Origin of the sequence: Streptomyces sp. NPDC050674 (genome assembly GCF_040654575.1) — a bacterium.
Taxonomy (GTDB): domain Bacteria; phylum Actinomycetota; class Actinomycetes; order Streptomycetales; family Streptomycetaceae; genus Streptomyces.
Genome location: NZ_JBFAIG010000041.1, coordinates 1 through 6276, shown reverse-complemented (window position 1 = coordinate 6276; position 6276 = coordinate 1). Strand labels below are relative to the sequence as shown.

The window sequence follows — 6276 nt, the reverse complement described above, 5'->3', positions numbered from 1 at the left end:
ACGGCATCGGCCTCATCAACCGCGGCTACGAGAACTTCATGGAGAAGCTCGTGGAGCTGGGCGCGAAGGTCGAACTGCCCGGCAAGGCGCTCGGGCGCTCCGGTGCGGGAATCGCCGGTGATCAGGGGCGTACCCTCGTCGAGGGCGTTCTCCAGCACCACCAGGGGGGTGCCCAGATCGGTCGTCTCCGCCAGCGCCCGGCCCACCCACAGCTGCGGCGCGATCGCGATCACTCCGTCCGCGCCCTCGGCCGACAGCCGGTTCACGGCCTCGACGACGGTGTCGTGGTCGGCGGTGTCCAGGGCGATGGAGCTGACGAGGTAACCGGCCTTCTGCGCAGCCGTGTTGATCGCGGTCAGGATCGAGGCGGGCCCGTACCGGGCGGCGTCGAAGGAGATGACCCCGAGCATCCGGGTCCTGCCGCTGGCCAGGGACCGGGCGCTGCGGCTGGGCCGGTAGCCGAGCGTGCGCATGGCCGCCAGGACCGCCTCGCGTGTCCCGGGGCGCACGGCCGGATGGTCGTTGAGCACCCGCGAGACGGTCTGCTTGGAGACACCGGCCATCCGGGCCACGTCGGCCATCACGGGCCGCGCCCCCGCGAAGTTGCGCCTGCTGCGGCCCCGAGGCGCGGGGCCGTCGGTGGCGCTCGGTGTCATGGCGGGTGATTCCTCGGGGTCGGTACGGCGGTCCTGAACCCGCCCGGCAGGAGCACAGCATAGGCCGGGCGGTGCCCGACGGCTCCTCAGCCGGTCCGCACCGGCAGGCGGCGCGTCACCACCCACTCGGCGTCCAGCACCCGGGGCTCCCGCCACGCGTCGCCCGACTGCCCCGGGACGTGCACGGGCGCGTCCCCGGCCAGCGGCAGCACCTTCAGCCGCAGTCCCTCCGCGAGCAGCGCCGCGACCGGCAGCCGGTGGAGGCCGATGTCCCAGACCCGGCCCGAGAAGAACTGGTCGGCGACCAGAGTGTCTCCCACGTAGGCCCGCGCCAGGTCCCCCGTCCAGCGCAGCCGCAGCAGCACACCCGACGGGTCGCGCAGCAGGTCCTCCGGTACGTCCACCCGGTACTCGGCGGCCGCGGCGTCCACGTCCTCGTCGGCGGGCACGCTTGCCCTGCCCCGCACGCCGGTCACCGGAGCGGGGGCCGGGCCGCCCGGCCGGACGCACACGACGGTCGCGGGGGAGTGCGGCGAGGCACCGGTCTCGATCGTGCAGCGCGTGAACACGCCGTCCGCCGCCCGCCGGACCCGGGCATCCGCGACCACGAGCGCCGCGTCCGGCGCGGGCAGCACCGCGAAGGACGGCTTCTCGGCCGGACTGTGCAACCGCACCTCGCCCCGGAACGCGTCGAAGACCACACCGTCCGCGCACAGCACCAGCCGCTCGGCGCCCCACGCCCGGCCCCGGTAGACGGTACGGGCGGTGGCCGCGTCCAGGACCAGCAGGCCGACGCGTGAACCGTCGGCCGCGTCCACCTCCACCAGGGCGTCGGTGCCGGGCCGCACACCGCTGACCAGGATGCGGCCGGCGACCGGCGTGACCTCCCCGGACGGCGCGGTGACGCTCGTCACCGTGTCCGCGTCCAGGGCGAGTTCGGGCGCGATGCCGTCGGTCGCGGCCAGCACCAGGACCGTACGGCCGTCCGCCTCGACGGTGCACACGGGCTGGGCCGTGGCCCACTCCAGCCGCAGCCCCGCCACGTCCAGCCGGAGCGGCCAGCAGAAGCAGGCGCCGGAGGGGACCCTGACCGGGGTGCTCGGCAGGGTCAGCGAGGAGGCGTGCGGGAAGTCGACCGTGAAGACCGTGTCCGGGTGGTCCGGGAGCGGCTCGTGCGGCTGGTGGTTGGTCACGAACAGGAAGCCCGAGGTGCCGTCGGTGCGTACGGCCCAGCGCAGGGTGTCCCGGTCGTGCTGCCCGGCGGGCGACCGCTCGGGCAGCACGGACCGCATGGCCGCGATCCGGTGCCCGAAGCCGGCCAGCAGCAGGTGCTGGAGGCGCAGTTCGTGGTACGAGGGCCGCACCTGTCCGTACTCGCCGAGCGGGGCCTGGAAGTCGTAGGTCAGGACGGGCAGGTCGTTGGGGCAGCCGGTGGCGTGCGACTCCTGGAGGGAGCTCAGCTCGCCGGCCGGGTTCGTGCCGCCGTGGAACATGTAGTAGCCCTGCCACACCGAACCGCAGCCGATCTTGGTGAGTCCGAGGGCACCCACATCGGCGGCCTCAACCCGCGGCCGCCGGTGGTAGGCGACCGCCATGCCGCCGCCCAACTCGCAGGTGACCCACGGGAACCGGCCTTCCGAGGCGGCGGCGCCGGGCGCCCGCCTGGGCCGCAGATCCGGGCCGATGGCCTCGTCGTCGCGCTCGTGGGTGAAGAAGAAGTGCTTGCGGCAGGTGTCGGGCCAGCCGCCGTCCGCCTCCGTCCAGAACGCCTGTCGGATAGCCGCCGTACAGCGGGAGGAGGTCCTCGTCCGGGAGCCGGACCCCGCCCCAGGCGGTCGACGTCCACAGCGGCGCGCTGAGCCCGGCCTCCTGGGCGAGGCGCTTCAGCGTGCGCAGATGACCGGGCTGGTCGTAGAGCTCGTTCTCGATCTGGATCGCGACGATCGGCCCGCCGTTCGCCCGCTCCAGACCCGCGAGCTGCTCCGCGATCTCCGCGAACCAGCCGCGCACGGGTTCCAGATAGGCCGGGTCGTCGGTGCGCGGGGCGCGGGTCCGGGCCGGCAGCCAGTCGGGCAGGCCGCCGTTGCGCACCTCCGCGTGACACCAGGGGCCGATCCGGGGGATGAAGTCGAGGCCGTGACGGGCGCACAGCCCGGCGAAGCGCCCGAGGTCGCGGTCGCCGTCGAAGCGGACCCGGCCCTCGCTCTCCTGGTGGTGGATCCAGATGACGTAGGAGGCGACGGCGGTCACTCCGCCCGCCTTCATCTTCAGCAGCTCCTCCTCCCACTCCCCGTTCGGGTAGCGGGAGTAGTGGAACTCGCCGGAGACCGGGAACCAGGGGCGGCCGCCCCTGGTGAGCCAGCGGCTCGTGACCTCGATCGGGTCGGGCACACCGGGCGCGTCCGCAAAGGGCAGGTGGCCGGTCAACGGAGCTGCCGCGGGCGGGGGCACGCGCAGGAGATGCGTCACCATGTGTTCTCCGGGCCGAGGTCGGGGGTGTCGGTCAGCAGGGCGTGCGGGGCGGGGGTGCCGTGCAGCTCCAGCACGACGAGTTCGTTGGCGCCCGGGCGCAGCACCGGAGCGGGGACGTAGAGCGTGCGCTGCGGGCCGCGGTTCCAGTAGCGGCCCAGGTGGAAGCCGTTGACCCAGGCCTGGCCCTTCGACCAGCCGGGCAGGGAGAGGAACGTGTCGGCGGGCGTGTCGACGTCGAAGGTGCCGCGGTGGAAGGCCGGGACGGTGGCCCGCGCCTCGGCGGCCGGGGCGAACGGCACCGCCTCCAGGTCGTCCAGGGGCAGCGGGTGGCAGTCCCAGCCGGTGAGGTCCGTGCCGTTGAAGGAGACGGGGCCGAGCAGGCCCTTGGGCGCTCCGATGCGGGGGCCGTAGTTGACGCCGCCCATGTTCTCGACGAGGACCTCCAGGGCCGCGCCGGGCCGTGGCACGCGTACGGGCAGCGACTCGTCGTGGCGTTCGCTCTCCAGCACACCGGCCGGCGCGCCGTCGACGAAGACCTGGGCGCGGTCGCCGACGCCGCCCGCGAAGTGCAGCAGGCCGTCGCCGCCGGCCGGGAGGGTGGTGCGGTACAGCGCGTAACCGGTGCGCTGCCCGAGCTCGTCCATGGTCACGGGCACATCGGTGCGCACGGGCGGGGCGAGTGAGCCGGCGAGGGGCAGCAGGGCCGCCCGGCTGCGCAACCGGACCGGTGTGAGCGGGAGTTTGGCACTCGGGAGCGGGACGGGCTCGTCGGGCACGGCGGCGTGGCGGGCGATGACCTCGCGGAAGGCGTGGTACTTCGGGCCCGGATCACCGCACTCGGTGAGCGCGGCGTCGTAGTCGTAGGACGTGACGGTGGGCGTGTAGGCGTGTTTGTGGTTGGCGCCGTTGGCGAAGCCGAAGTTGGTCCCGCCGTGGAACATGTAGATGTTGACCGACGCCCCGGCGGACAGCAGCCGCTCCAGGTCGGCGGCGGCGTCGGCCGCGCTCCGCACATGGTGTGGGCCGCCCCAGTGGTCGAACCAGCCGATCCAGAACTCCGCGCAGAACAGGGGGCCTTCGGGGCGGTGCTCGCGCAGGCGTGCCAGGGACTGCTCGATACGGCTGCCGAAGGTGCCGGTGGCCAGGACACCGGGCAGGCTGCCGCTGGCCAGGTGCTCGGGGTCGGCCTGGTCGCAGGTGAACAGCAGCTCCTCGACGCCGCGGGAGCGGAAGGCGTCGGCGAGGTGCTTCAGATAGGCGCTGTCGTCGCCGTAGGCCCCGTACTCGTTCTCCACCTGTACGGCGATGACGGGACCGCCCGCCGCTGCCATGTGCGGGCGGAGCGCGGGCAGCAGCAGGTCGAGGTAACGGTCGACGGCCCCGGTGAAGCGGGGGTCGCTGGTGCGCGGCCGGACGTCCGGGTCGGAGGTCAGCCAGTCGGGCAGGCCGCCGCCGTCCCACTCGGCGCAGATGAACGGCCCGGGCCGCAGCAGCACCCGCAGCCCCTCGTCCTGGGCGAGCCGGAGGAAGCGGGGCAGGTCGAGGAAGCCGTCGAGGACCAGGGGGCCGTCGGGCGCGGGCTGGTGGTGGTTCCACGGGATGTAGGTCTCCACCGTGTTGAGGCCCATCAGCCGGGCCTTGCGCAACCGGTCGGACCAGAGCCCCGGATGGACGCGGAAGTAGTGCAGCGCGCCGGAGATGATCCGGAACGGCTCGCCGTGCAGCAGGAATCCGTCGGACGTGGTCGTCAGGGCGGGCATGCGGGGCTTCCCTTCTGAAGGGGGAGTGGAGTCAGCGGGAGCGGGTGCCCCGGATGAGCCAGAGCGTCGCGGCCAGGCAGAGCGCCGAGACGCCGCACAGCAGGAGCGGCACGGCGCGGACCCCGGACCACTCGATGGCCTTGCCCAGCGCCGGTCCCGCGGCGACACCGCCGATCATGGACGCCGCGATGACCAGGGCTCCGGCCCGACGCGCCTGCGGGGCAGCCCGGTTCAGCCAGGGCAGCCCGGTGGGGAAGATCGGCGCGATGAACAGACCGACACCGGCGTAGGCGTAGGGCGCGAGCGCCGGGACGGTCGCGGCCAGCAGGCACACCGTCATCCCCGCGCACGAGACGGTGATGATGGCCTGGGCGGAGAACCGCAGCGCGAGCGGGGCGACCAGGAAGCGGCCGACGGTCATCATCAGCCAGTACACGGAGGTGGCCGTGGCGGCGACGCCCGCGCCGTAGCCGATGGTCTCCAGATGTGTGGGCTCCCAGCCGCCGACACCGGCCTCGATGCCCACGTGCAGGACGTAGAGGACGACGAAGACCGCGAGCACCGAAGCCAGACTCCGGCTCAGGACGGGACCGCCACCGGCCCGCTCCCCGGCCGGGGCGGGAGCCTGGTTCCGCACGCCCCGCAGGCACAGCAGCAACGGCAGGTTGGCGAGGGCGAAGACGAGGAAGACCGCCGGGTAGTGATCGGCGCCGACCGCGCCGATCACGGCGGGGCCGAGGATGGCGCCGATGCCGAAGTGCGCGTTGAGGATGTTCAGCATGGCGGTCGAACGGTGGCCGAAGCCCACGGCGAACAACTGGTTGAGGCCGTAGTCGATGCCGCCGAAGCCGAACCCGGCGAGCAGGGCCGCCGTCAGGGCGGTGGGCCAGTCGGGCGCCAGCGCGAAGCCGGCCGCGCCGACGGCCATCAGCAGATACGAACTGCCGAGGATCCGCCGGTTGCCGACCCGCCCGTAGAGCCGGTCGAACAGCAGCACACCGGCCACACCACCCACGAAGTGCGCGCTCAGCCCCAGCCCCGCCGCGGAGGGCGACAGCCCGAACTCCGCACGCAGCGCCGGGATCGCCGGGCCGTACAGGGCCTGCAACGCCCCGATCAGCACGAAGCCCACGCAGGAGGCGACCACGGCGGCCCCGCTGAACACGGGTCCGGGCGGTGCGGGGGAAGGACGGGCAGCGCGCTCTTCGATCACGCGGACTCCGGAGGACGGGCCACCGCGGGGGTGGGAGGAGGACACAGGCGCGTACGGAGGGATCAGAGGGGTGATGTTACCGGTAACATCAAAGGGGAACCAGCCGTCCTCGATCCCGCGCAGGATGCCGGAGGTGATCGGGCCGATGGGGTGCTTGCCGTCGGGGTGCGCCCGC

The 6276-nt window shown here is 73.6% G+C and carries 2 protein-coding genes and 2 pseudogenes; all 4 read right to left on the bottom strand.

The window, feature by feature from the left end; translation table 11 throughout:
* Positions 1 to 95: 95 nt before the first annotated feature.
* Positions 96 to 656, bottom strand: a pseudogene (locus AB0I06_RS34070) (LacI family DNA-binding transcriptional regulator); the annotation flags it as partial.
* A gap of 86 nt (positions 657 to 742) precedes the next feature.
* Positions 743 to 3128 (bottom strand): annotated as a pseudogene (locus AB0I06_RS34065) (beta-galactosidase).
* Positions 3122 to 4888 (bottom strand): glycoside hydrolase family 35 protein, encoded by a 1767-nt coding sequence (locus AB0I06_RS34060; RefSeq protein ID WP_363122738.1) that lies wholly within the window; start codon positions 4886 to 4888, stop codon positions 3122 to 3124. Before AB0I06_RS34060 ends, AB0I06_RS34065 begins: the two are co-directional and overlap by 7 nt.
* Positions 4889 to 4919: 31 nt before the next feature.
* Positions 4920 to 6101 (bottom strand): MFS transporter, encoded by a 1182-nt coding sequence (locus tag AB0I06_RS34055; RefSeq protein WP_363122737.1) that lies wholly within the window; start codon positions 6099 to 6101, stop codon positions 4920 to 4922.
* Positions 6102 to 6276: the final 175 nt, after the last annotated feature.

Excerpts from the sequence above, each read along its gene's own strand:
- AB0I06_RS34060 (WP_363122738.1), bottom strand. The coding sequence starts at position 4,888 with ATGCCCGCCCTGACGACCACGTCCGACGGATTCCTGCTGCACGGCGAG.